The sequence below is a fragment of the Aureimonas sp. SK2 genome (assembly GCF_029813115.1).
GTDB lineage: Bacteria > Pseudomonadota > Alphaproteobacteria > Rhizobiales > Rhizobiaceae > Aureimonas.
In genome coordinates this window covers 20,763-42,175 of record NZ_JAPZDS010000003.1, presented here as the reverse complement: position 1 = coordinate 42,175, position 21,413 = coordinate 20,763, and the positions used below count along the sequence as shown (strand labels likewise).

The 21,413-nt window shown below is 66.5% G+C and carries 18 protein-coding genes; 11 read left to right on the top strand and 7 right to left on the bottom strand.

Annotation, left to right across the window (positions count from 1 at the left end; genetic code table 11):
- Nucleotides 1-62: 62 nt before the first annotated feature.
- The 7 genes from sufB (at nt 63) to O5O54_RS04930 (ending at nt 6,239) form a co-directional block, all read left to right on the top strand.
- The gene (sufB, locus tag O5O54_RS04960) at nt 63-1,601 is read left to right on the top strand and encodes a Fe-S cluster assembly protein SufB (protein WP_279479516.1); all 1,539 of its coding nucleotides are present in this window, start codon (nt 63-65) and stop codon (nt 1,599-1,601) included.
- 73 nt (nt 1,602-1,674) lie between these two features.
- Complete coding sequence (gene sufC, locus O5O54_RS04955; protein WP_279479512.1) at nt 1,675-2,430, top strand: Fe-S cluster assembly ATPase SufC; 756 nt, start codon at nt 1,675-1,677, stop codon at nt 2,428-2,430.
- Nucleotides 2,430-3,665, top strand: coding sequence for a Fe-S cluster assembly protein SufD (gene sufD / locus O5O54_RS04950; protein ID WP_279479511.1), 1,236 nt, complete (start codon nt 2,430-2,432; stop codon nt 3,663-3,665). The genes sufC and sufD overlap by 1 nt, the downstream gene beginning before the upstream one ends.
- 53 nt (nt 3,666-3,718) lie before the next feature.
- A complete protein-coding gene (locus O5O54_RS04945) occupies nt 3,719-4,963 on the top strand; it encodes a cysteine desulfurase (protein WP_279479509.1) in 1,245 nt (414 codons plus the stop codon).
- An 11-nt stretch (nt 4,964-4,974) separates the two neighbouring features.
- Nucleotides 4,975-5,400 carry an SUF system Fe-S cluster assembly protein gene (locus O5O54_RS04940; protein WP_279479508.1) on the top strand — a complete coding sequence of 142 codons (426 nt, stop codon included), beginning with the start codon at nt 4,975-4,977 and terminating at the stop codon, nt 5,398-5,400.
- A gap of 73 nt (nt 5,401-5,473) precedes the next feature.
- Complete coding sequence (gene sufA / locus O5O54_RS04935; protein ID WP_279479506.1) at nt 5,474-5,857, top strand: Fe-S cluster assembly scaffold SufA; 384 nt, start codon at nt 5,474-5,476, stop codon at nt 5,855-5,857.
- Nucleotides 5,858-5,864: 7 nt separating this feature from the next.
- Complete coding sequence (locus O5O54_RS04930; protein WP_279479504.1) at nt 5,865-6,239, top strand: TfoX/Sxy family protein; 375 nt, start codon at nt 5,865-5,867, stop codon at nt 6,237-6,239.
- A gap of 6 nt (nt 6,240-6,245) precedes the next feature.
- Here O5O54_RS04930 and O5O54_RS04925 read toward each other — a convergent pair whose 3' ends face one another.
- The 3 genes from O5O54_RS04925 to parE all read right to left on the bottom strand — a co-directional run bounded on the left by O5O54_RS04925 (nt 6,246) and on the right by parE (nt 10,691).
- Entirely contained in the window at nt 6,246-7,784 is a 1,539-nt protein-coding gene (locus O5O54_RS04925; RefSeq protein WP_279479503.1) for a DEAD/DEAH box helicase, read from the bottom strand.
- Between the two features lie 241 nt (nt 7,785-8,025).
- A complete protein-coding gene (locus O5O54_RS04920; protein ID WP_279479500.1) occupies nt 8,026-8,613 on the bottom strand; it encodes a hypothetical protein in 588 nt (195 codons plus the stop codon).
- A 38-nt stretch (nt 8,614-8,651) separates the two neighbouring features.
- Nucleotides 8,652-10,691, bottom strand: a complete 2,040-nt coding sequence (gene parE, locus O5O54_RS04915; RefSeq protein ID WP_279479498.1) for a DNA topoisomerase IV subunit B — start codon at nt 10,689-10,691, stop codon at nt 8,652-8,654.
- Between the two features lie 217 nt (nt 10,692-10,908).
- Here parE and O5O54_RS04910 point away from each other — a divergent pair, with 217 nt between their 5' ends.
- Nucleotides 10,909-11,805: an alpha/beta hydrolase gene (locus O5O54_RS04910; protein ID WP_279479495.1), complete on the top strand. Its 897-nt coding sequence runs from the start codon at nt 10,909-10,911 to the stop codon at nt 11,803-11,805.
- Nucleotides 11,806-11,848: 43 nt separating this feature from the next.
- Nucleotides 11,849-12,787 carry a glutaminase gene (locus O5O54_RS04905; RefSeq protein WP_279479493.1) on the top strand — a complete coding sequence of 313 codons (939 nt, stop codon included), beginning with the start codon at nt 11,849-11,851 and terminating at the stop codon, nt 12,785-12,787.
- A gap of 10 nt (nt 12,788-12,797) precedes the next feature.
- Here the strand turns inward: O5O54_RS04905 and O5O54_RS04900 are convergent, their stop codons facing one another.
- Nucleotides 12,798-12,983, bottom strand: a complete 186-nt coding sequence (locus O5O54_RS04900) for a DUF2735 domain-containing protein (RefSeq protein ID WP_279479491.1) — start codon at nt 12,981-12,983, stop codon at nt 12,798-12,800.
- Nucleotides 12,984-13,356: 373 nt separating this feature from the next.
- Between O5O54_RS04900 and O5O54_RS04895 the strand changes: the two genes are divergently transcribed.
- Nucleotides 13,357-14,397: a glutamine synthetase beta-grasp domain-containing protein gene (locus O5O54_RS04895; protein WP_279479489.1), complete on the top strand. Its 1,041-nt coding sequence runs from the start codon at nt 13,357-13,359 to the stop codon at nt 14,395-14,397.
- Nucleotides 14,398-14,766: 369 nt separating this feature from the next.
- On the opposite strand, the gene glnA is transcribed toward O5O54_RS04895, so the two are convergent.
- Together glnA and O5O54_RS04885 are read right to left on the bottom strand one after the other, a co-directional pair.
- Nucleotides 14,767-16,176, bottom strand: coding sequence for a type I glutamate--ammonia ligase (gene glnA / locus O5O54_RS04890; protein WP_279479487.1), 1,410 nt, complete (start codon nt 16,174-16,176; stop codon nt 14,767-14,769).
- Nucleotides 16,177-16,234: 58 nt separating this feature from the next.
- Nucleotides 16,235-16,573 (bottom strand): P-II family nitrogen regulator, encoded by a 339-nt coding sequence (locus O5O54_RS04885; RefSeq protein WP_279479485.1) that lies wholly within the window; start codon nt 16,571-16,573, stop codon nt 16,235-16,237.
- A 250-nt stretch (nt 16,574-16,823) separates the two neighbouring features.
- Here O5O54_RS04885 and O5O54_RS04880 point away from each other — a divergent pair, with 250 nt between their 5' ends.
- Nucleotides 16,824-18,260: an NAD(P)H-hydrate dehydratase gene (locus tag O5O54_RS04880; RefSeq protein ID WP_279479482.1), complete on the top strand. Its 1,437-nt coding sequence runs from the start codon at nt 16,824-16,826 to the stop codon at nt 18,258-18,260.
- Between the two features lie 6 nt (nt 18,261-18,266).
- On the opposite strand, the gene uvrA is transcribed toward O5O54_RS04880, so the two are convergent.
- On the bottom strand, nt 18,267-21,143 hold the full coding sequence (gene uvrA / locus O5O54_RS04875; RefSeq protein ID WP_279479480.1) for an excinuclease ABC subunit UvrA: 2,877 nt from the start codon (nt 21,141-21,143) through the stop codon (nt 18,267-18,269).
- Nucleotides 21,144-21,413: the final 270 nt, after the last annotated feature.

The following is a 21,413-nucleotide window of genomic DNA, read 5'->3' as shown; positions in this document are numbered from 1 at the left end:
GCTATAGGGCAGGGCACAAGCCAACCACCGGACCTTGACTCCGGCGAGTGTGGAGAAAGACGATGCCAGCAGTCCAGGAGACGATCGATCAGGTCCGCCAGATCGACGTCGATCAGTACAAGTACGGTTTCGAGACCGTCATCGAGATGGACGTCGCCCCGAAGGGGCTGAACGAAGACACGATCCGTCTGATCTCGGCCAAGAAGAACGAGCCGGAATGGATGCTGCAGTGGCGTCTTGACGCGTTCGAGCGCTGGAAGTCGATGGAGAGCCCGTCCTGGGCGCGCCTCGACTATCCGCCGATCGATTTCCAGGACATCCACTACTACGCCGCGCCGAAGTCGATGTCCGGACCGGCCTCGCTGGACGAGGTGGATCCGGAGATTTTGCGCACCTACGAGAAGCTCGGCATCCCGCTGAAGGAACAGGAAATCCTGGCCGGCGTGCGACGGGCCGACGAGCCCTCGCAGTTCGACAGCGAGGACGATTCCGGCGTGCCGCCCTCCGAGGGCAGCTACGGTGGCCGCGTGGCCGTCGATGCCGTGTTCGATTCGGTCTCGGTCGCGACGACCTTCAAGAAGGAGCTCTCGAAGGCCGGTGTGATCTTCATGCCGATCTCAGAAGCCATCCGCGAGCATCCCGAGCTGGTGCAGAAGTACCTCGGCTCGGTGGTCCCTGTGTCCGACAACTTCTTCGCCACGATGAACTCGGCCGTCTTCACCGACGGGTCGTTCGTCTACGTGCCGCCGGGCGTGCGCTGCCCGATGGAGCTGTCCACCTATTTCCGCATCAACGAGCGCAACACCGGCCAGTTCGAGCGCACGCTGATCATCGCCGACAAGGGCTCCTACGTCTCCTATCTCGAAGGCTGCACGGCGCCGCAGCGCGACGAGAACCAGCTTCACGCAGCCGTGGTCGAGCTGGTCGCGCTGGATGACGCCGAGATCAAGTACTCCACCGTCCAGAACTGGTATCCGGGCGACAAGGAGGGCAAGGGCGGCATCTACAACTTCGTCACCAAGCGCGGCGACTGCCGCGGCGCGAACTCGCGCATCTCTTGGACGCAGGTGGAGACGGGATCGGCCATCACTTGGAAGTACCCGTCCTGCATCCTGCGCGGCGACGGCTCGCGCGGCGAGTTCTATTCGATCGCGGTGTCCAACGGGCGTCAGCAGATCGACTCGGGCACCAAGATGATCCACATCGGCAAGAACACGTCGAGCCGGATCATCTCAAAGGGCATCTCGGCCGGCAACTCCAACAACACCTATCGCGGCCAGGTTACAGCCATGCGCAAGGCGGCGAACGCGCGCAACTTCACGCAATGCGACTCGCTGCTGATCGGCGAGGAGTGCGGCGCGCACACCGTGCCCTACATCGAGGCGAAGAACGCGACGGCGCAGTTCGAGCACGAGGCGACGACCTCGAAGATCTCCGAGGATCAGCTCTTCTACTGCATGCAGCGCGGCATCCCCGAGGAGGAGGCCGTGGCGCTGATCGTCAACGGCTTCGTCAAGGACGTGATCCAGCAGCTCCCGATGGAGTTCGCGGTGGAAGCGCAGAAGCTGATCGGCATCTCACTCGAAGGTAGCGTTGGCTAAGACCGACGCTTTCCCCATCGCCTTTACCCGACCGCGCCCGTCGTGGCGCCGACCAACGCTTAGAAGAACGAAGATGCTGGAAATCAGAAACCTGCACGCCCGCGTGGCGGACACCGACACCGAAATCCTGCGCGGTCTCGACCTGACGGTCGCGGACGGCGAGGTGGCGGCGATCATGGGGCCGAACGGGTCGGGCAAGTCCACCCTGTCCTACATCATCGCCGGCCGCGAGGACTACGAGGTCACCGAGGGCGACATTCTCTACAACGGCGAGTCGATCCTGGAGATGGACGCGGCCGAGCGGGCGGCGTCGGGCGTGTTCCTGGCCTTCCAGTATCCGCTGGAAATCCCCGGTGTCGCGACGATGACCTTCCTCAAGACGGCGCTCAACTCGCAGCGCAAGGCGCGCGGCGAGGGCGAACTGACGACACCCGAGTTCATGCGCCGCGTGAAGGCCTCGGCGGCCGATCTCAAGATCGAAGCCGACATGCTGAAGCGCCCGCTGAACGTCGGCTTCTCCGGCGGCGAGAAGAAGCGCGCCGAAATCCTCCAGATGGCGCTCCTGGAACCCAAGCTCTGCGTCATGGACGAGACCGATTCCGGCCTCGACATCGACGCTCTGAAAATCGTGGCCGACGGCGTCAACGCGCTGCGCGGGCCGGACCGCTCCTTCCTCGTCATCACGCACTACCAGCGCCTGCTCGACTATATCGTGCCGGATAAGGTCCACGTCCTCTACAAGGGCCGTATCATCAAGTCGGGCGACAAGTCGCTGGCGCTGCAGCTCGAGAATGAGGGCTACGCCCAGATCATCGGCGAGGCGGCGTGATGTCGGCTGTCACCCAGCCCCGCACCAAGGCGGAACTGGCGCTGATCGAGCGCGGACAAACGGCGGTGGCCACCGACGCGCAGCGCCGCGCGCTCGACGTCCTGGCCGCCGAGGGCCTGCCGAGCCGCCGCGTCGAAGCCTGGCACTACACGGACCTGCGTGTCCTTCTTGGCCGTCAGGTCGAGGCGGGAACGGAGCGGGGCGAGCCGACCTTCCTGACACCCTTCCTGCCGCATAGCGTGGTGGTGGAACTCGGGACGGCGGGCGCCGGCAACGATCCCGCGCCGGGCGTTTCCGTCGAGACGACCGACGAACCGCTTGCCTTCGACCATGTGGCGAACCATCTCGACCGCGCGGTGGATACGGTGCGCCTCGTCAACACGGCGATGGGCGCCAAGGGCTCGCGCATCCGCGTGACCAAGACGGACGGCGCGGAAAGCGTAACCGAGCTTCGCGCGCAGCCGGGTGCCGGCGGCAGCCACGCCTTCTCCACCGTGGAAGTCGGTGCGGGCGCGCGTGCGACGCTGGTCGAGCGCGCGCCGGCGGGCGCGGCGGGCGATCTGTCGTCTGCCGTCCACCATCTCGACATCGGCGACGGCGCCGAAGCGCTGTGGATCGTGGTGCAGGAGAAGGGCACGGCCGAGACGCATCTCGGCCAGCTCAACGTGCGGCTCGGGGCCGACGCCAAGCTCAAGCTCTTCGTGCTCAACGCCGGCGGTGCCGTGGTCCGCCAGGAGGTGCACGCGGAAACGGTCGGCGAGGGCGCCGACATCCAGATCCGCGGCGTGAACCTTCTGGAGGCCGGGCAGCACGTGGACGTCACCACGACGCTGAACCACAATGTCGCGCATACGACCTCGACGGAAATCTTCCGAAACGTCGTGTTCGGCGGGCACGGCGTGTTCCAGGGCATGATCCGCGTCGCCAAGGGCGCGCAGAAGACCGACGCGCGCCTCGCCTGCAACACGCTGCTCCTGGCCGACGACGGCGACTTCTCGGCCAAGCCCGAGCTCGAGATCTTCGCCGACGACGTGCAGTGCGGCCACGGCGCGACGGCCGGCGAGATCAACGCCGATCACCTCTTCTACCTCATGAGCCGCGGCATTCCCGAGGCCCCCGCGCGGGCGCTTCTCGTGAAGGCCTTCGTCGACGAGGTGGTGGAAGACCTGGAGGACGAGGCCGTGGTCGAGGCGCTGGAAGCGCGGATCGACGACTGGCTGGCGCGGGATCGCTGATCCCGCGTGAGCGTCCGAGCCGGCGAGACGCCGGGAACCCGGAGAGCGGACCGATGAACATTCAGACCCTGCCGACCGAGCGCTACGACGTCGAGGCGATCCGTCGCGACTTTCCGATTCTCGCACGGGAGGTCCACGGCAAGCCGCTGGTCTATCTCGACAACGGCGCCTCGGCGCAGAAGCCGGCCCGAGTGCTGGACGTCATCCAGGCCGCCTACGCGAACACCTATTCGAACGTGCATCGCGGCCTTCATTTCCTGTCGAACAAGGCGACGGAGGACTTCGAGGCGGCACGCGAGACGGTGCGCGCCTTTCTCAACGCCAAGAGCCACGACGAGATCATCTTTACGCGCTCGGCCACCGAATCGATCAATCTCGTCGCCTACGGCTACGGGATGAAGGAGATCGGCGAGGGCGACGAAATCGTGCTCACCGTGATGGAGCACCATTCCAACATCGTGCCTTGGCACTTCCTGCGCGAGCGCAAGGGCGCCAAGCTCGTCTTCGTGCCGGTGGCGGACGACGGCTCGATCGCGCTGGAAGACTTCGAGAAGGCGATCACGCTGCGCACCAAGCTCGTCGCCTTCACGCATATGTCGAACGTGCTCGGCACCGTGACACCGGCCAAGGCGGTGACGGAACTGGCGCATTCGCGCGGGATTCCGGTGCTGATCGACGGCAGCCAGGGCGCCGTCCACCTGCCGGTGGATGTGCAGGATATCGGCTGCGACTTCTACGTCTTCACCGGGCACAAGGTCTACGGACCGACCGGCATCGGCGTCCTCTACGGCAAGTTCGACATGCTCGACCGGATGCAGCCCTTCAACGGCGGCGGCGAGATGATCGTTGAGGTGAGCGAAGAGGGCGTGACCTACAACGCCCCGCCGCACCGCTTCGAGGCCGGCACGCCCCCGATCGTGCAGGCAATCGGCCTTGGTGCCGCGCTGGACTACATGCGCGCGGTCGGACGCGAGAAGATCGCGGCGCATGAAGAGGCATTGCGCGACTATGCCCATCGCCGCTTGAAGGACATCAACTCGCTGCGCATCTACGGCGAAGCGCCGGGCAAGGGGGCGATCGTCGCCTTCGACCTGGAGGGCATCCACGCCCACGACGTGTCGATGGTGATCGACCGCGAGGGCGTCGCCGTGCGCGCCGGCACGCACTGCGCGCAGCCGCTGCTCAAGCGCTTCGGCGCAACCTCGACTTGCCGCGCTTCGTTCGGCATGTACAACACGATGGCCGAGGTGGACCGCCTGGCCGAAGCGCTGGAAAAAGCGCGCCGCTTCTTCGCCTGAGGAGCCATCTGATGGCCGACACACACGACACGGTGGCCGACAAGCCGCCAGAGACGACGGAAGCCGAACGCGTCGGCGCCAATATCGAGACGGCGGGCGCCGCAAAAGAATCCGCGATTCCCGCGGACGAACTGGCGCGCCTGACCGACGACATCGTCGCCGCGCTGAAAACCGTCTACGATCCCGAGATCCCAGCCGACATCTACGAACTCGGCCTGATCTACAAGATCGACATCGACGACGATCGCAATGTCGACATCGACATGACGCTGACGGCGCCGGGTTGCCCGGTGGCCGGCGAGATGCCGGGCTGGGTGGAGAACGCCGTCGGCTCGGTGGAAGGCATCCAGGTCGTCAAGGTCGAGCTCGTCTTCGATCCGCCCTGGACGCCCGAGCGCATGAGCGAGGAAGCACAGGTGGCAGTCGGCTGGTTCTGATCGCCCCGGCGGCTTGCGCAAACGCGCCGGCCGTCCCAAATTCCGAGCATAGACCGCATTCGAGGAGCCTTCCATGGGCCGCTTCTCCGTTCTCTCCCTGTCCGACGCCGCCGCCGAGCGCGTTCGCGCGATCGTGGACGCGCGGGGCGGGGACGCACAGGGCATCCGCGTCGGCGTGAAGAAGGGCGGCTGCGCGGGCATGGAATACACGATCGACCTCGTGACCGAGCCGAAGCCCGGCGAGGACCTGGTGGAGCACGCGGGCGCCAAGGTCTTCGTCGCGCCCGAAGCCGTCCTGTTCCTCTTGGGAACGCGGATGGACTACGAGGAGACGACGCTGCGTTCGGGCTTCACCTTCACCAACCCGAACCAGACCTCGGCCTGCGGCTGCGGCGAATCGATCGAGCTGAAACCCGCCGACGGCGCGGCGGTCGCGGCGGCACGCTCGGCGGCCTGACCCGCCCGTGGACGACGAGACGCTCCACGAGCTTTTCGCGTCCCTCCAGCCGATCTCGATCCGCCGCATGTTCGGCGGCAAGGGCATCTATGCCGAGGGGCGGATCGTCGCCGTGGTCCTTGACGACGAACTCCTGTTGAAGACAGACGCCGAGACCGCGGCACGCTTCGAGGCGGCTGGCGGGCGGCGCTGGACCTATCAGCGCGAAGGGCGCACGCCGGTCGCGATGCCCTATCACACGCTGCCCGACGAGGCTTTTGACGATCCGGATCTCATGGCCGACTGGGCGCGGCTGGCGGTGGAGGCGGCTATCCGCCACGGCATGAAAAAGCCGCCGGCCCGCAAAAGGGGCACGGCGGCTCGTCTGGAAGACGATATCTAAGACGCGTCAGGCGCTGGTGCGGATCAGCATGAAGGCGGGGATTTCGTCGCCGAAGCCGACAGGCGAGGGCTCCTCGCGGCCGGAGCCGCCGCGCTCGGACGAGCGGCGGCCGTTGTTCTGCGGACGGTCGCGCTCGTTGCGGCGGGGTGCCGGGCGGGCCTCCTCGCGGGGCTCCGCGCGCTTGGCCGGCTCCGCATGCGGAATGGCCGCCAGGAGGTCGGTCGCCGCCTCTTCCACGTTGTTTCCGCTCTCGTCGTCCACGATCGCCTCCACGGCGGTCTCGCGGCCGCGACGCGAGGTCCGGCCAGAGCGAGAGGACGACCGGCGCCCCTCCGTCTCGCCGCTACCCCGACGGCTGGAGCCGCGACGACGCTCGGCCGGCTTCTCGTCCGATTCCTCGACCGCGGGCAGGGACGAGACGTCGCCGTCGAGCCACTCGATCTGTTTGCCGATCATGGTCTCGATCGCGTCGAGATACTTCTTGTCGGCCTTCGAGACGAGCGTGAAGGCCTTGCCCGAGCGACCCGCGCGGCCGGTGCGGCCGATGCGGTGGACATAGTCCTCCGCGTGGATCGGCACGTCGAAGTTGAAGACGTGGCTCACCATCGGAATGTCGAGGCCCCGCGCGGCGACGTCGGACGCGACGAGAAGCGTCAGCTTGTTGTCGCGGAAGGCCTGGAGCGTCATGGTGCGGGCGCGTTGGTCCATGTCGCCGTGCAGGGCGCCGACGGAGAAGCCGTGCTTCTCCAGCGAGCGGAACAGGAGCGACACGTCGCGCTTGCGGTTGCAGAAGATGATGGCGTTGGTCAGCTCGTCGCCCTGGTCGCGGATGACACGGCGCAGCGTCTCGCGCTTCTCGTAGTCTTCCTTGCGGGTGGCGACGAGGCGCTGCTCGACGGTGAGCGCCGTGGAGGACGCCTTGGCGACCTCGACGCGGACCGGATTCTGCAGGAACTGGTCGGCGAGGCGCGTAATTTCGGGCGGCATGGTGGCCGAGAAGAAGAGCGTCTGGCGCGTGAAGGGGATCATCTTGCAGATGCGCTCGATGTCCGGGATGAAGCCCATGTCGAGCATGCGGTCGGCCTCGTCGATGACGAGGATCTCGACGCCGGTCATCAAGAGGCGGCCGCGCTCGAAATGATCGAGCAGGCGGCCGGGCGTCGCGATCAGGACGTCTACGCCGCGCTCCAGCTTCTTGTTCTGCTCCTCGAAGGACACGCCGCCGATCAGGAGCGCGACGTTCAGGCGCTGGTTGACGCCGTACTTGACGAAGCTCTCCTCGACCTGCGCCGCCAGCTCGCGCGTCGGCTCGATGATGAGCGTGCGCGGCATGCGGGCGCGGGCGCGGCCCTGCTCGAGAAGCGTGAGCATCGGCAGCACGAAGGATGCCGTCTTGCCCGTTCCGGTCTGCGCGATTCCCAGGACGTCCCGCCGCTGGAGCGCATGCGGGATCGCTTGTGCCTGGATCGGCGTCGGCTCGCTGTAACCGGCCGCCTCGACGGCGGACAGAACCTTCGCACTCAGACCAAGATCGGAAAAGGGCATGAAATCGGATGTCTCTTGCTGCCGGACTTGGGAGCAAGTCCGAAGGAGCTTCGTATCCCCTAGGGGGCGATAGGCTTCCAAGTCCGCTCTGTCAACCAGAGAACAATTGCGCGCGCTTGTTATCCGCCGCCGAAGACTAATTCGGCGGCGGCGAATCTACGCATCGACTTTCAGCGCCGAGTTATTGGCAGCGCGAGAGCGGCAGCATCCGGTTCTGCTGCCCGCCGTGGGCGGCGAAAGCTCAGTTGGACGCCGGGCCGAAGCGATAGGGCTGGCCGGGCGCGACGAAGAGTTCGTAGGTCTCGGAAATCTCGCCATCGAGCGGCACGATGTCGAAGAACAGCGTGAGGTTGCTTTCCTGGCCCTCGGCCGGCGCATCCGCGCGATAGCCGACGATCGCGCCGTTCACTTCGGCGATCTCGGTGACCTCGGTGCTCGCGATCACCACCGGCTTGCCGTCCTGCTCCTGCACCTGCTGGAAGAAGAAGCGGCTACCCTTGGTCTCGCCCATCGCTTGGGTCATGATCGTACGCCAGACGCCGTTGCGCTCGCCGTCCGCCCAGGGGCCGACGATCTGCACGTCGCCGATCAGCGGTGACAGGCCGGCGATGGCCGCCATCACATCGGCATTCTGCTCCACCGTGGCAGCGGACGAAGCGGGCGGTGCGGCGGGCGGCGCCTCCGGAGCCGGCGCGGCGGGCTCGGCCGGCGCCGCAGAGGCGGCTGACGCGGCCGGCGCCTGATAGGGTGCAGGGGCCGCCGGGGCGGTTTCCTGCGCGGCCGCCGGCACGGCGGTCACGATGGCCAAGGCGAACGCGGTGCGGATCATTCGAGACATGGTCGTGCCCTCGGCTTGCAGAAGAATGGTCAGACGTCGAGGTCCCGGACGAAGGCCGCCCGGTCCTGGATGAAGCGGAAGCGCGCCTCCGGCTTGTTGCCCATCAGCGCATCCACCGCACCCGCCGTCCCGGCTTCGGGAGAAGCATCGATCTCGACGCGAAGCAAGGTCCGCTTGCGCGGGTCCATCGTGGTTTCCTTGAGCTGCGAGGGCAGCATCTCGCCGAGGCCCTTGAAGCGGCTGACCTCGACCTTCCCCTTGCCCTTGAACTCGCGCGCCGTGATGCGCTCGCGATCGGCGTCGTCGCGGGCGTAGATCGTCTTGCCGCCTTGCGTCAGCTTGTAGAGCGGCGGGACGGCGAGGAAGAGATGGCCGCCGCGAATCAGCTCCGGCATCTCCTGGTAGAAGAAGGTGATGAGAAGCGAGGCGATGTGGGCACCGTCCACGTCGGCGTCGGTCATGATGATCACGCGCTCGTAGCGCAGGTCGTCGTCGCGATACTTGCCGCGCGTGCCGCAGCCGAGCGCCAGCGTGAGGTCGGCAAGCTGCTGGTTGGCGCCGAGCTTCTCGCGACCCGCCGAGGCGACATTGAGGATCTTGCCGCGCAGCGGAAGCACGGCCTGACGGGCTCGGTCGCGCGCCTGCTTGGCCGAGCCGCCGGCCGAATCGCCCTCGACGATGAAGAGCTCGGCGCCCGCCGCCCCCGTCTGCGAGCAGTCCGCCAGCTTGCCGGGCAGGCGCAGCTTGCGCGTCGCGGTCTTCCGGCTGACTTCCTTCTCCTGCTTGCGCCGGAGACGCTCGTCCGCGCGCTCCACCACCCAGTCGATCAGACGCGAGGCGTCCTGCGGCGACGAGGCCAGCCAGATGTCGAAGGAATCGCGGATCGAGTTCTCGACGATGCGCTGCGCCTCGGCCGTCGCCAGCCGGTCCTTCGTCTGGCCGACGAACTCCGGCTCGCGGATGAAGACCGAGAGCATGGCCGAGGCCGTGATCATAACGTCCTCGGCGGTGATCGCGGCGGCCTTGCGATTGCCCTGGAGTTCGGCGAAGGCCTTCAGGCCGCGCAGGAGCACGGCGCGCAGGCCCGCTTCGTGCGAGCCGCCCTCGGGCGTCGGAATGGTATTGACGTAGGAGCGGACCGCACCGTCCTCCTGCGTCCAGGACACCGCCCATTCCACCGCGCCGTGGCCCGAGACCTTTTCCGAACGTCCGGCGAAGATCTGGGACGTCACCCGCGTCTGCCCGTCGAGCGAGGCTTCCAGATAGTCCTTCAGGCCGCCGGGGAAGTGGAAGCTGGCGCGCGCCGGAACCTTCCCGCCTTCGGTCAGGAGCGCGGGCGCACACGACCAGCGGATCTCGACGCCGCCGAAGAGATAGGCCTTGGAGCGCGCCATGGCGAAGAGGCGGGCGGGCAGGAACCGCGCGCCCTCGCCAAAGATCGCCGTGTCCGGACGGAAGCGGACCCGCGTGCCACGCCGGTTCTGGATCTCGCCGACCTCGACGAGGCCGGAGGTCGGGATGCCGCGCGAATAGGTCTGCCGGTAGAGCTTGCGGTTGCGGGCGACCTCGACCTCCAGCGCATCGGACAACGCGTTCACGACGGAGATGCCGACGCCGTGGAGACCGCCGGAGGTTTCGTAGACCTTGGAATCGAACTTTCCGCCGGCATGGAGCGTCGTCATGATGACTTCGAGCGCCGACTTGTCGCGGTATTTTGGGTGCGGATCGATCGGGATGCCGCGCCCGTTGTCGGTCACCGCGAGGAAGCCGTCCTCGTCCAGGGCCACCTCGATGAAGTTGGCGTGGCCGGCCACCGCCTCGTCCATCGAATTGTCGATCACCTCGGCGAAGAGATGGTGCAGCGCCTTCTCGTCGGTGCCGCCGATATACATGCCGGGACGGCGGCGGACGGGCTCCAGCCCCTCCAGCACCTCGATGTCGGCGGCCGTGTAGTCGGCGCCGGCCGTCGGGGCGGCAGGCGCCTGCGCAGCCGGCCGGGCGGCGCGCTCGGGGGCGGTCCGGGAGGTGGCGGCACGCGCCGGATTTGCGGCGAAAAGATCCTGGCTCATACGTGTTTCCGGCCTCGGACAGGCCACTCGCTGACGTGCTGCGGCATGGTGTCGAGGTAACCCCTCGGTCGATGTTCTGCAAGTGTTCTCACCCGGCGCGCAGGGCGCCCCGGGTCGCTCGGCGACGTTTATCCCGCACATGGCGCATCGCCGCAACGCCTGCAGCCATCCCGTTCGGCCTATGCTGCGCCATCGGACACGGCAGGGGAGCCGGATCATGCGCAAGGTCGGACGGCTGGCGATCCTGATGACGGTGCTGGCGATGAGCGGCGTGGCACAGGCCGCGCCCTTCGCGCCCTACAAGGACATGCTCTTCGCCTATCCCGGGCCGGTGGCCAGCCTCGACGGCGGCCGCCGTCTCGACGTGCCCTACGACGAGGTGCGGGACATCGACCGGCGAGACGCGATTCCCGAGCGGCAGGTGAAGAGCGTCTACATCGACCTTCGCGCCGTCGGCCGGGTGCGGGAACAGGAGATCACGACGCCGGGCGGCCCGCTTCGCTACGCCACGGTAGGGACTGCCGCACCGGGCGGTCCGGTGGTCGTCTTCGTACATGGCCGCAACGGCGACCACCGGCTGGGGATGAAGGACGGCTCGTTTGGCGGCAACTTCAACCGGCTGAAGAACCTCCTCGTCCGTGCGGGAGGCCAGTATGTGACCGTCGACGGCGGGCAGCTCGCCGCGGCGGACGCGGCACGGATCGGCCATCTCCTGGCTGAGATCCGCCGCGAGCGCCCGGCGGCGATGCTGGTGCTCGCCTGCGCCTCCATGGGCGGCCAGGTCTGCTGGACCCTGGCGACGGGCGAGGGGGCCAAGATGTTCGACGCCATGGTGCTCCTCGGTTCCGATTCGAGCGCCGAACGCTTCGCCGCCATGCGCCGGGCGCATGATGCCATCGTGCCGATCCTTCTCGCCCACGGCACGCGCGACAAGGTCTACGCCTTCGACCGCCAGCTCACCTTCTTCGAGGCGGTGCGCAAGCAGTCGCCGGCCTACCCCATCCGCTTCGTTGGGTTCGACGGCGGCAACCACGGCACACCCATCCGCATGGTGGACTGGCGCGACACGTTGAACTGGATCGCCGGCGAGGTTAGCCCTTCCGCATCGCGCTGAGGGTTCGGGACCCCGTGCGACACCTCTGGACAAGGAGCTCCGCGTGTTCGCCGTCCCACAGCTTCGATCGCTCGTCACGGATATCGCGGACGAGATGCGCGCGCGGACCGACCGCGGGCGCATCGCGGACTACATTCCCGAGCTCGCGCGGGTCGATCCGGGCTTCTTCGGCATGGCCGTCGCCTTGCCGGACGGGACGGTGGTGACGGCGGGGGACGCCGAGACGCCCTTCTCGATCCAGAGCATCTCCAAGGTCTTCACGCTGACGCTGGCGCTCGGCATCGCCGGCGACCGTCTATGGAAGCGCGTGGGGCGCGAGCCGTCCGGCACCGCGTTCAACTCCATCGTTCAGCTCGAGAGCGAGAAGGGCGTGCCGCGCAACCCCTTCATCAACGCCGGCGCCATCGCCGTGACCGACGTGATCCTGGCGGGTCACAAGCCGAGCGTCGCGCTCGGCGAGATCCTGCGCTTCATGCGCTTCCTGTCGGACGACCAGACCGTGACGATCGACAAGGCCGTGGCGGAGTCCGAGCAGCGCACGGGCTTCCGCAACATGGCGCTCGCCAACTACATGAAGTCGTTCGGGGTGATAGAGAACCCGGTGGACTATACGCTCGGCGTCTACTTCCACCATTGCGCCATCGCCATGTCCTGCCGCCAGCTCGCGCTGGCGGGGCGCTTCCTGGCCCATTCCGGGCGCAATCCGGACACCGGCCATTCGGTGATTTCGTCCGAGCGGGCGCGGCGCATCAACGCGATCATGCTGACCTGCGGGCATTACGACGGCTCGGGCGACTTCGCCTATCGCGTCGGGCTTCCCGGCAAGAGCGGCGTGGGCGGCGGCATCCTCGCGATCGTGCCAGGGCAGGCGTCGATCGCCGTCTGGTCGCCCGGGCTCGACGACGCCGGCAATTCGCATCTCGGGCGCATCGCACTGGAAGCCTTCGCGAAGCGGTCCGGCGTCTCGATCTTCGGCGCCTGAGACGAGGGGATCAGGCGTTGCCGCGCGGCTTCTCGTCGTCCATGGCGGCTTGGTGATACCAGGCGTCATAGTCGACGACCGTCTCCTGCGGCAGGTCGGCCTGCGCCGGCTGCGCGCCCCAGGCCCGGGCGCCACGACGCCCGCCGACCGGAAACGCCAGAATGGTTGCGCCTTGGATCGATGCAGTCCGTTCCATTGCGATCTCCTCTCCGAGGATATGCCGCGCATTTCGGCAGCGCGACCTGTTCATTCCATACTCAATATGCACTCAATTTCATCAGATGGAAGGGCCACCTTGGTCCTGCAAAGGAAAGTGTCCCACCATCGGATTTCGTTTTCGAAAATTTTCTACGCGTGTCGTCGCGTGGCACGAGATGGAGGATCGGGCGGATTCAAGCCGACTTGGGACGATAACGACTGCGCGCGAGAGCTGATCCACGGCCCTTAGCCGCCTTGCGATCCGGCACGCCACTCAACTGGCACGGGATATGCATGGTGTATGGCAGGCTGGGTCTGGTCGGGCGCCATGTGAGGCGCACGAGAACCGGCCAGCGCTTTGGAGAGTTGGGATGACGAAATACAAGCTCGAATACATTTGGCTCGACGGCTACACCCCGGTGCCGAATCTTCGTGGCAAGACGCAGATCAAGGAATTCGCCGAGTTCCCGAAGCTGGAAGAGCTGCCGCTCTGGGGCTTCGACGGCTCGTCCACGATGCAGGCCGAAGGCCGCAGCTCGGACTGCGTGCTGAAGCCGGTCGCCGTCTATCCCGATCCGGCCCGCACCAACGGCGTCCTCGTCATGTGCGAGGTCATGATGCCCGACGGCGTGACGCCGCATGCCTCCAACGCCCGCGCCACCATCCTCGACGACGAGGACGCCTGGTTCGGCTTCGAGCAGGAATACTTCTTCTACAAGAACGGCCGTCCGCTCGGCTTCCCCGAGAGCGGCTACCCGGCGCCGCAGGGTCCGTACTACACGGGCGTCGGCTATTCGAACGTGGGTTCGATCGCGCGCCAGATCGTCGAGGAGCATCTCGACCTGTGCCTCGCCGCCGGCATCAACCACGAGGGCATCAACGCCGAGGTGGCCAAGGGCCAGTGGGAATTCCAGATCTTCGGCAAGGGCTCCAAGAAGGCCGCCGATCAGATCTGGATGGCACGCTACCTGCTGCAGCGCCTGTGCGAGAAGTACGAGATCGACATCGAGTGGCACTGCAAGCCGCTCGGCGACACCGACTGGAACGGCTCCGGCATGCACTGCAACTTCTCCACGGCCTACATGCGTGAGGTCGGCGGCAAGGAGTACTTCGAGCAGCTCATGGGCGCCTTCGAGAAGAACCTCGAAGCCCATATCGCTGTCTACGGCCCGGACAACCACCTGCGCCTGACCGGCAAGCACGAGACGGCGCCCTGGAACAAGTTCTCCTACGGCGTGGCCGACCGCGGCGCCTCGATCCGCGTGCCGCATTCCTTCGTCAACAACGGCTACAAGGGCTATCTCGAGGATCGCCGCCCGAACTCGCAGGGCTGCCCCTACCAGATCGCCAGCCAGGTGCTGAAGACGATTTCCGAAGTGCCGCTCGGCGCCAAGGTCTCCGCGGCGGCCTGAGCCTTCGCGACATCCTATGCAAGGAAAGGCCTGGCGGAGCGATCCGCCGGGCCTTTTTGCGTTCAGGGGACAGCAAACGTCCTGCTCATCCGCAGCGTGATCCTCGGGCTTAAGTCGAGGATTTGCCACGTCGAAGCAGCCGGACCGTGGTAGATTCTCGGCTCGAGGCCGAGGATGACGGGTGGATGTGATTGGCGGAATGGCCGGCCTTCGGCTGCCCCCGTGATCCTTTCGTCCTGTATGGGGGGCGACGGCCTGACGGCGGGCGGTGCCGCAAACCACAGCGGCTGCGGACGTCGCCGACGCCAAACGAAAAAGGCCCCGGCGGTTTCCGCCGGGGCCTTGTATGCGCGGGTCGATCGAAACCGATCAGACCGAGTAGTACATGTCGAACTCGACCGGGTGCGGCGTCATTTCGAAGCGCAGCACCTCGGCCATCTTCAGGTCGATGAAGGCATCGATCTGGTCGTCGTCGAACACGCCGCCGGCCTTCAGGTAGTCGCGGTCGGAATCCAGGCTCTCCATCGCCTCGCGCAGCGAACGGCAGACGGTCGGGATTTCCTTCAGTTCCTCCGGCGGCAGGTCGTAGAGATCCTTGTCCATGGCGGCGCCCGGGTGGATCTTGTTCTTGATACCGTCGAGGCCGGCCATCAGCATGGCGGCGAAGGCGAGGTACGGGTTCGCGGTCGGATCCGGGAAGCGGACCTCGACGCGCTTCGACTTCGGCGACTGGCCGAAGGGGATGCGGCAGGAGGCCGAGCGGTTGCGCGCGGAATAGGCGAGCAGCACCGGCGCCTCGTAACCCGGCACCAGACGCTTGAAGGCGTTGGTGGACGGGTTGGTGAAGGCGTTCAGCGACTTGGCGTGCTTGATGATGCCGCCGATGTAGAACAGCGCGTTCTCGGACAGGCCGGCATACTCGTTGCCCGCGAAGGTCGGCTTGCCGCCCTTCCAGATCGACTGGTGCACGTGCATGCCGGAGCCGTTGTCGCCGAAGATGGGCTTGGGCATGAACGTCGCCGTCTTGCCGTAGGCGTTGGCGACCTGGTGGATCACGTACTTGTAGATCTGCATCTTGTCCGCGTTGCGGACGAGGGTATCGAACTTGATGCCGAGCTCGTGCTGCGCGGCCGCCACCTCGTGGTGATGCTTCTCGACGGCGACGCCCATCTCGGCCATCACGGTCAGCATCTCGGAGCGCATGTCCTGGCAGCTGTCGATCGGCGGGACCGGGAAGTAACCGCCCTTGACGCGCGGACGGTGACCGAGGTTGCCCGTCTCGTACTCGGAGTCGTCGTTGGACGGCAGCTCGGTCGAGTCCAGCTTGAAGCCCGTGTTGTACGGGTCGGCCTTGTAGCGGACGTCGTCGAAGATGAAGAACTCGGCCTCGGGGCCGAAATAGGCGGTGTCGCCGATGCCGGACTGGTTGAGGTAGGCCTCGGCCTTCTTGGCGGTGCCGCGCGGATCGCGGTTGTAGCTCTCGCCCGAGACGGGATCGAGGATGTCGCAGTAAAGGACCATCGTGGACTGCGCGAAGAACGGGTCCATGTGCGCGGTCTCGGGGTCCGGCATGAGCGTCATGTCGGACTCGTTGATCGCCTTCCAGCCGGCGATCGACGAACCGTCGAACATCGTGCCTTCCGAGAACATGTCTTCGTCCACGATGGACTGGTCCATCGTCACGTGCTGAAGCTTGCCCCTGGGGTCGGTGAAGCGCAGGTCGACGAACTTGACGTCGTTGTCCTTGATCTGCTTCAGAATGTCGTTGCCCGAAGTCATGAGTGTCCTTTCCTCCTGGACGACTGTACTCGTATGGCTGGCCGGCAATTGCCGGATTTCAGATCGCGTCGACGCCCATTTCGCCGGTGCGGATGCGCACGGCTTCCTCGACATGCGACACGAAGATCTTGCCGTCGCCGATGCGCCCGGTCTGGGCCGCCTTGCGGATCGCCTCCACGGCGGCCTCCACGGCCTCGTCGGCGAGAACGATCTCGATCTTCACCTTGGGCAGGAAGTCGACGACGTATTCGGCGCCGCGATAGAGCTCGGTGTGGCCCTTCTGGCGGCCGAAGCCCTTGGCTTCGATGACCGTGATGCCCTGGAGGCCAACGTCCTGAAGGGCTTCCTTCACTTCGTCGAGCTTGAAGGGCTTTATGATCGCTTCGACCTTCTTCACCGAAGTCCCTCTCCCCCTAGCTACCCCGGCCTTGCGGCGAACTTCGAATTCGCGCCGGCCGCGCAGCGTGTCGCGTCTAAACCCGACCGTGTCAATGCGGCAAATGCCTTTGGGTGGTGTAGCGGATGACTGATGCGAAAACTAGCGAACACTCGATCACGCCTGCACAGAGCCACGGCAAATTCTGCCTGTCTTCTGTGCAATTGATGAAAAATCGGACATGGTAAGCTCCGCGCGACCGCTTATCGCTTTGATCGACGGCGACGGTGTCAAGGCGGCCGATCGGCTTGCGGTTGCCGATGGCTTCACGTTGGAGCAACTGATCCGCGCGGCCGGACACGCGATCGCCGGCGTCGCCGAGGCGGGCCTGCCGGCAGGTTCACGCATCGCCGTCTGGGCCGGCCCAGGAATGAACGGCGCCGACGCACGCGTCGCGGCGGAACGGCTCGCTGAACGTCACCAGGTAACAATCTTCTCGTTGCGCGGTGCCAAAGGACCGTCGCTGGACGAGTTTCCCGACGCGCCCTTCGATCTCGTGATCGACGGTCTTTTCGGGACAGGCCTTCAGCGCCCGCTCGACGCAACATGCCGCGAGGCGATCCGACGGCTCGAAGCCGGCGGCTCCCCGGTTCTCTCCATCGACGTTCCCAGCGGAATCCATACCGCGTCCGGCGCCGTCCTCGGCGCGGCGGTGCGGGCGCAGCGCACCGTCACCTTCCAGAGACGGCGGGCCGCGCATCTGCTGATGCCGGGGCGGCTCCATTCCGGCCAAGTGATCGTCGCCGACATCGGGATCCCCGACAGCGTCTGGGAGCGCGTTCCAGCCGTCGCTCAGGCGAACGAGCCGCCCCTCTGGCTCGGTGAACTCCGGCATCCCTCCGATGCCGGACACAAGTACGATCGCGGGCACGCAGTGGTCTTCTCCGGCGCGCTCGAGAAAAGCGGGGCGGCGCGACTTTCGGCCATCGGGGCGCTGCGCGGCGGCGCCGGACTAGTGACTCTAGCAGCACCCCGCGCGGCGCTGGCGGGACTATCGGCACAAGTGACCGCGATCATGCTGCGCGGTTGCGACGACGGGGCGGGCCTCGCCACCCTCTTGGAGGACGAACGGTTCAACACCTTCGTGCTGGGTCCAGGCTTCGGGGATCAGGACAAGGCGCGCGCGTTTGCCGGGCTGATCCTTGAGGCCGGCCGCGCGCTGGTTCTGGATGCCGACGGGATCACCGCTTTCGGAGCGGAGCCGGACACCCTGTTCGCGCTCCGCCGCGACGCGGCCGCTTCGCGCGTGGTGCTGACGCCCCATGACGGCGAATTCAAGCGTCTGTTTCCCGACTTGGCGGGCGACGCAGCGCCGTCGAAGCTCGACGCGGCGCGGGCGGCGGCGCAAAGGGCGGGGGGAATCGTCGTCTACAAGGGCGCCGATACGGTCATCGCCGCACCGGACGGGCGGGCGGCTGTCAACGCGACCGGAACGCCCTGGCTGGCCACCGCCGGGACAGGCGACGTGCTGGCCGGCATCGTCGCGGCTCAGCTCGCTCAGGGCACGCCGGCCTTCGAGGCAGCCTGCGCGGGCGTCTGGATGCACGGGCGCGGGGCCGAGCTGTTCGGTCCCGGGCTGATCTCCGAAGACCTTCCCGGCGCGCTGCCGCGGGTCCATGCCGAGATCGCCGCCCTTCGCGGCGGGTGAAGCGGCCTATTCGGCCGCTTCCGCCTTGGCGAGCGGCCGGCGTTCCAGAAGCTCCTTGAGGAAGTGCCCGGTATAGGAGCGGGGCACCTTGACCAATGCCTCCGGCGTCCCGGTCGCGACGATCTCGCCGCCGCCGTCGCCGCCCTCCGGGCCGATGTCGATCACCCAGTCGGCCGTCTTGATCACCTCGAGATTGTGCTCGATCACGACCACCGTGTTACCTTGGTCCACGAGCTCGTGCAGCACTTCGAGGAGCTTGGCGACGTCGTGGAAGTGAAGCCCGGTGGTCGGCTCGTCGAGAATGTAGAGCGTGCGTCCGGTCGCGCGACGCGACAGTTCCTTGGCGAGCTTCACGCGCTGCGCCTCGCCGCCCGACAAGGTGTTGGCCTGCTGGCCGACCTTTATGTAGCCGAGGCCGACCTCGTTGAGGGTCACGAGCTTGTCGCGAACGGCCGGCACGGCCGAAAAGAACTCGACGCCTTCCTCGACGGTCATGTCGAGCACGTCGGCGATCGACTTCTCCTTGAAGGTGACCTCCAGCGTCTCGCGGTTGTAGCGCTTGCCGTGGCAGACGTCGCAGGTGACGTAGACGTCGGGCAGAAAGTGCATCTCGATCTTGATGACGCCATCGCCCTGGCACGCCTCGCAGCGCCCACCTTTCACGTTGAAGGAGAAGCGACCGGGCTGGTATCCGCGGGCCTTGGCCTCGGGCAGTCCCGCGAACCAGTCGCGGATCGGCGTGAAGGCCCCGGTATAGGTGGCGGGGTTCGACCGGGGCGTGCGGCCGATGGGCGACTGATCGATGTCGATGACCTTGTCGAGCAGTTCCAGCCCGTCGACGCGGTCGTGGTCGGCCGGCACGTCGCGCGCGCCGGAAATGCGCCGGGCGGCCGCCTTGAACAGCGTCTCGATCAGGAAGGTGGACTTGCCGCCGCCCGACACGCCGGTGACGCATGTGAACACGCCCATCGGCACTTCGGCGGTGACGTTCTTGAGGTTGTTGCCCCGCGCGCCGACGACCTTGATCGCCTTGCCCTTCTGCGGCTTGCGGCGCTTGGGCGGCACCGGCACGCCACGGGCGCCCGACAGATAGGCGCCCGTCAGCGAATTCGGGTTGGCCATGACCTCGGCCGGCGTGCCCGAGGCGATGACCTGGCCGCCGTGGACGCCGGCGGCCGGGCCGATATCCACGACATGGTCGGCCATCATGATGGCGTCCTCGTCGTGCTCGACCACGATCACCGTGTTGCCGATGTCGCGCAGGTGCTTGAGCGTCGCGAGCAGGCGCTCGTTGTCGCGCTGGTGAAGGCCGATCGAGGGTTCGTCCAGCACGTAGAGCACGCCCGTGAGGCCGGAGCCGATCTGCGACGCCAAGCGGATGCGCTGCGACTCGCCGCCAGACAGGGTGCCGGAGGAGCGCGACAGCGTGAGGTATTCGAGGCCGACGTCGTTGAGGAAGCGAAGGCGCTCGCGGATCTCCTTGAGGATCCGGACGGCGATCTCGTTCTGCTTCTGCGTCAGCTTCTCCGGCAGCGCTTCGAACCAGGCGCCGGCCTGGCGGATCGACTGCTCGCTGACCTCGCCGATATGGAGCCCCGCGACCTTGACCGCGAGCGCCTCCGGCTTCAGCCGGTAGCCGGCGCAGGCCGGGCAGGGGGTCGCCGACATGTAGCGCTCGATCTCCTCGCGCGACCAGGCGGAGTCGGTCTCCTTCCAGCGGCGTTCGAGATTGGGGACGATGCCCTCGAACGTCTTGGTGGTGGAATAGGAGCGCAGACCGTCGTTGTAGCGGAACTCGATCTTGGTCTTGCCGGTGCCGTTGAGGATCGCGTTGCGCGCGGCTTCGGGAAGCGCGGACCAGCGATCGGTCTGTTTGAACCCGTATTCGCGCCCCAGCGCCTCCAGCGTCTGGCCGTAGTAGGGCGAAGTGGACTTCGCCCAGGGCGCGATGGCGCCGCCCTTGAGGGTGCGGTTCTCGTCGGGGACGATCAGCTTTGGGTCGATCTGCTGCTGCGAGCCGAGGCCGTCGCAGCGCGGGCAGGCGCCGAACGGGTTGTTGAACGAGAAGAGTCGCGGCTCGATCTCGGGGATGGTAAAACCCGAGACGGGGCAGGCGAACTTCTCGGAGAAGAGGATCTGCCTGGGCTTGCCGTTGTCGTCGAGCCCGTCGGCGAACTCGGCGACAGCCAGACCCTCGGCCAGACGGAGCGCCGTCTCGAGCGAATCCGCCAGACGCGACTTCATGTCGGCGCGCACGACGATGCGGTCCACAACGACGTCGATGTCGTGCTTGAACTTCTTGTCGAGCGCCGGCGCATCGGCGATGTCGTGGAACGTGCCGTCGATGCGGACGCGCTGGAAGCCCTTCTTCTGAAGCTCGGCCAGCTCCTTCTTGTACTCGCCCTTGCGGCCGCGGATCATCGGCGCGAGCAGGTAGAGGCGGGTGCCTTCCTCCAGCGCCAGGATGCGGTCCACCATCTGGCTGACGGTCTGGCTCTCGATCGGCAAGCCCGTCGCTGGCGAATAGGGCACACCGACGCGCGCGAAAAGGAGGCGGAGATAGTCGTAGATCTCCGTCACCGTGCCCACCGTGGAGCGCGGGTTCTTGGAGGTCGTCTTCTGCTCGATCGAGATGGCCGGCGACAGGCCGTCGATCTGGTCGACGTCCGGCTTCTGCATCATCTCCAGGAACTGGCGGGCATAGGCCGACAGGCTCTCGACGTAGCGTCGCTGCCCTTCGGCATAGATCGTGTCGAAGGCGAGCGACGACTTGCCCGAGCCCGACAGGCCGGTCATCACGATCAGCTTGTCGCGCGGCAGGTCGAGATCGACGTTCTTCAGGTTGTGCTCGCGAGCACCACGGATCGAGATGACGTTCTTCATGGAGTTCGCCGCGCTGTGTCGAATTCGAGAGCTTGAATGAATGCCGCAAGGATCGGTTCGGCCGAAGCGATGCGGTTTTCCCCGGACCCTCCGCCCATATCGGAAGAAGCTGGCGAAGAATCAAACGCCGCGCAGGCAGGCTGGCATCGACTCGACCCCGTTCCTACTTTGTTCTAAACGGAATGTCGCAGCTCGGCAATCGGGTCGAGTCGCTTGCCGGTTGGAAAGATCCCGAAGAGTTGGGGATCGCGTGTCGCGGGCGGTATCGAA

Excerpts from the sequence above, each read along its gene's own strand:
- O5O54_RS04925 (WP_279479503.1), bottom strand. The coding sequence starts at position 7,784 with ATGCCCTTTTCCGATCTTGGTCTGAGTGCGAAGGTTCTGTCCGCCGTC.
- sufD (WP_279479511.1), top strand. The coding sequence starts at position 2,430 with ATGTCGGCTGTCACCCAGCCCCGCACCAAGGCGGAACTGGCGCTGATC.
- parE (WP_279479498.1), bottom strand. The coding sequence starts at position 10,691 with ATGAGCCAGGATCTTTTCGCCGCAAATCCGGCGCGTGCCGCCACCTCC.
- O5O54_RS04945 (WP_279479509.1), top strand. The coding sequence starts at position 3,719 with ATGAACATTCAGACCCTGCCGACCGAGCGCTACGACGTCGAGGCGATC.
- sufC (WP_279479512.1), top strand. The coding sequence starts at position 1,675 with ATGCTGGAAATCAGAAACCTGCACGCCCGCGTGGCGGACACCGACACC.
- uvrA (WP_279479480.1), bottom strand. The coding sequence starts at position 21,143 with ATGAAGAACGTCATCTCGATCCGTGGTGCTCGCGAGCACAACCTGAAG.
- sufB (WP_279479516.1), top strand. The coding sequence starts at position 63 with ATGCCAGCAGTCCAGGAGACGATCGATCAGGTCCGCCAGATCGACGTC.
- O5O54_RS04920 (WP_279479500.1), bottom strand. The coding sequence starts at position 8,613 with ATGATCCGCACCGCGTTCGCCTTGGCCATCGTGACCGCCGTGCCGGCG.
- O5O54_RS04895 (WP_279479489.1), top strand. The coding sequence starts at position 13,357 with ATGACGAAATACAAGCTCGAATACATTTGGCTCGACGGCTACACCCCG.
- O5O54_RS04900 (WP_279479491.1), bottom strand. The coding sequence starts at position 12,983 with ATGGAACGGACTGCATCGATCCAAGGCGCAACCATTCTGGCGTTTCCG.
- O5O54_RS04910 (WP_279479495.1), top strand. The coding sequence starts at position 10,909 with ATGCGCAAGGTCGGACGGCTGGCGATCCTGATGACGGTGCTGGCGATG.
- sufA (WP_279479506.1), top strand. The coding sequence starts at position 5,474 with ATGGGCCGCTTCTCCGTTCTCTCCCTGTCCGACGCCGCCGCCGAGCGC.
- glnA (WP_279479487.1), bottom strand. The coding sequence starts at position 16,176 with ATGACTTCGGGCAACGACATTCTGAAGCAGATCAAGGACAACGACGTC.
- O5O54_RS04940 (WP_279479508.1), top strand. The coding sequence starts at position 4,975 with ATGGCCGACACACACGACACGGTGGCCGACAAGCCGCCAGAGACGACG.